Raw genomic sequence first — 2,738 nt, 5'->3', positions numbered from 1 at the left:
ATCCAAGGCCGACAAGCTGCTGAAGGTGGAAGTGGCGCTGGAGGAACTGCGCTGGCTGCCCTCCGATCTCGGCAGCCCGCGCGTCTTCATCAACCAGCCGGCCTTCACCGCGAGCTACATCGACAATGGCGAGGAAAAGCTCAAGACGCGTGCCGTCATTGGCCGGACCACCAACCAGACCTCCTTCTTCTACGACCAGATCAAGCAGGTCGATTTCCATCCCTATTGGGGCGTGCCCCAGTCGATCATCGTCAACGAGATGCTGCCGAGATTGCGCAACGATCCGGGCTATCTCGACCGGTCCGGCTATGAGGTGACGGATTCGCGCGGCAAGCGCATTCCTTCGTCGGCGGTCAACTGGGGCGCCTATGGCTCGAACATCCCCTACAGCGTGCGCCAGCAGCCGAGCGAGGCCAACGCGCTGGGCGAGTTGAAGATCCTGTTCCCCAACAAGCATGCGATCTACATGCACGACACGCCGCAGAAATCGTTCTTCCAGCGCGATATGCGCGCGCTCAGCCATGGCTGCGTGCGGCTGCAGGATCCGCGCGGCATGGCGGCGGCGGTGCTTGGCACCTCCGTGGACTATATCGCCGAAAAGCTGAAGCACGGCCACGCGACCGAGAACGTGACACGCACGATCCCGGTCTATGTCGCCTATTTCACCGCATGGCCCGATCTGTCGGGCAAGGTCGAATATTTCGGCGACGTCTACGACCGCGACTCGCGGCTGAAGCAGGCCCTGGATGCCACGGAGGCGGTGCGTTCGCCTTCGAGTTGATTTTTAGCGCTCGAACAGCGGCCGTCGGAAGCCGGCGTCGCGCCCGGCGATCAGCCAATAGAGCAACCCGGCGACAAGGCCGGCAGCGGCAATGATGCCGATGTCGACCCAACGCTCCGGGTCCATGTCCTCCGGTGCGCTCGGCCAGATCAAGGCGAAGCCGCCGACTGCGGCGCCAGCGCCGAAAACCATGTGCAGCAGGACATTGCGCAACGAGAAGAACTCGGCGATCAGCGCGAAGATCAACGTCTGCAGCGCGGTCACCACGATGGTCAGGAAATAGACGAACATGCCGAGCGGCGGCACCAGCAGCACCGCGATCGGCGAAACGCCCATGACGTCGAAATAGTTGGGCGCATTGGGCAAGGAACTGAGCACGCCATAGATCACCGCGATGGCGATCAGGCCGACCAGCACCGATACGAAGTAGCCGGCCAACATCATCAATATGCGCTTCATCACGTGCTTTGCCGTCGCCATCCCCATCCCCCAATGCGGCGCCCGGAGCTATTCCAGGAAATGACAGTCAGCCATCAAAGCACGACTGACGCAAGGGGAGGCGCCCGCGCCAGGGCGATCGCCGAAGTTGGCGCCGGGAGCCTGTGACGCAGCCGAGAACGAATTCGCGTCGGAACGTCCCTATTTCGGCTCCGCCGTCACGGGATCATAGGTGATTTCGACCTTCGCCTTGTCCGCCGTGTAATAGGTGACGGTGTAGGCGCCGCTGTCCCAGTCGACCTCGTCCACATAGCGAAAGCCGTCGCGCTGCTCGACCTTGGCAATGATCTCCGACAGCTTCTTGGCATTGGGCGGCGGCAGCGGCTTGTCGTCCGCGGCCAAGGCCGGCCCGCCGGCGAGAAGAACGGCGACGCTGGTCGCCAGCAGAAATCTGGACATGGCTTTCCCTCAAGTTTCGTCGGGGAGAAACTCGCTGGTATGCCGGTTTGTTCCGCAACTGAAACGGGTGCCGGTTCCGTCCACTGGTTTGCAGCTTCCCGAATGAGGGGCCGCCGCGCACTTGACTTACGCGGCGCGTCGTTGAGCGGGGTGGAGACCTGAACGGGTTCGACGAGGGTCGACGGCGGTCACGATGCTGTGGTGGTGATCGCAATAGACGCGATCCGCCGAGGTTGGCCCGGCACAAAAACGATAACCGCCGGGTACCGACCGGTCTTCGCTTACCGGGAAGCGGCACTGATAGACGCCTAGCTGAATGAGGGGGACGTCTTTCGAAATTGGTCTGACATTTTCAGGCATTGTTTTTCAGGTTCCTGGTTCATAGCCATTGCCGGCTGACGGCCGCTATGCGACCGCGTCAAAGCGAGCTTCTCTCGTTTGGAGGGCTGTGGATCACCATATGGTGTCGATCGCAGCGTCAATGAAGCCCGAAACCCTGCTTTCGCAAGCCAATCATTGCGACTTAAGGCCACACTGGCTGCTGGGAGGGCGGGCTGCGGGAGCGAGTACATTTTGTCAGCAGACAGTGCGGTCGCGTCCCGGAGCATCTCTTCGAACCGTTGCGCCGGTGCTATGGTGTGCCTGCATGATCGGACAGCAGGGATATGAGGCATGCCCGAAATCACACGCCGTACACTTCTTGCGTTTACCGCCGTCGCCTCGGTCATTGAACCGACGTTTGCCGAAGCGGAAGGGGCCTCACCCGAATTGCGGGCGCTGATCGGAGCCCATGAAGCCAGCTATGTCGAGCTTCACAGGGTTGTTCATCAAGCGGGCAGCAGCAGCCACGAATGCAAGAGGGCAGACCGGATTGAACAGGAAGCCTTGCTGGCCATCTGCTCCTATCCAGCGATCAGCCGAGGCGACCGCCGGGCCAAGGCCGATTACCTGTTGACCGCCGAGGCTCGGGGTGAACTCGACCTGGAAGAGCACATGCAGGCCATCCTGCACGCGATGAAGCGCTGATCGCGGCTCGACCGGCGTAGGGCAGAGTTTGGCC

At 61.8% G+C, this 2,738-nt stretch carries 4 protein-coding genes; 2 read left to right on the top strand and 2 right to left on the bottom strand.

Annotation, left to right across the window (positions count from 1 at the left end; all coding sequences use genetic code 11):
* A partial coding sequence (locus EN932_RS33245) for a L,D-transpeptidase family protein (protein WP_164890758.1) occupies positions 1-781 on the top strand: 781 nt, incomplete at its 5' end.
* 3 nt (positions 782-784) lie between these two features.
* On the opposite strand, the gene EN932_RS33240 is transcribed toward EN932_RS33245, so the two are convergent.
* Complete coding sequence (locus EN932_RS33240; protein ID WP_164753774.1) at positions 785-1,267, bottom strand: hypothetical protein; 483 nt, start codon at positions 1,265-1,267, stop codon at positions 785-787.
* 153 nt (positions 1,268-1,420) lie between these two features.
* Positions 1,421-1,678 (bottom strand): PepSY domain-containing protein, encoded by a 258-nt coding sequence (locus tag EN932_RS33235; protein ID WP_063172137.1) that lies wholly within the window; start codon positions 1,676-1,678, stop codon positions 1,421-1,423.
* 672 nt (positions 1,679-2,350) lie between these two features.
* On the opposite strand from EN932_RS33235, the gene EN932_RS33225 reads away from it, so the two are divergent.
* Positions 2,351-2,704: a hypothetical protein gene (locus EN932_RS33225; RefSeq protein WP_127369242.1), complete on the top strand. Its 354-nt coding sequence runs from the start codon at positions 2,351-2,353 to the stop codon at positions 2,702-2,704.
* Positions 2,705-2,738: the final 34 nt, after the last annotated feature.

Origin of the sequence: Mesorhizobium sp. M7A.F.Ca.US.002.01.1.1, from assembly GCF_004022955.1 — a bacterium.
GTDB lineage: Bacteria > Pseudomonadota > Alphaproteobacteria > Rhizobiales > Rhizobiaceae > Mesorhizobium > Mesorhizobium ciceri.
Note: the sequence above shows the minus strand (reverse complement) of the source record. Positions and strands in the feature narration are given on the sequence as shown.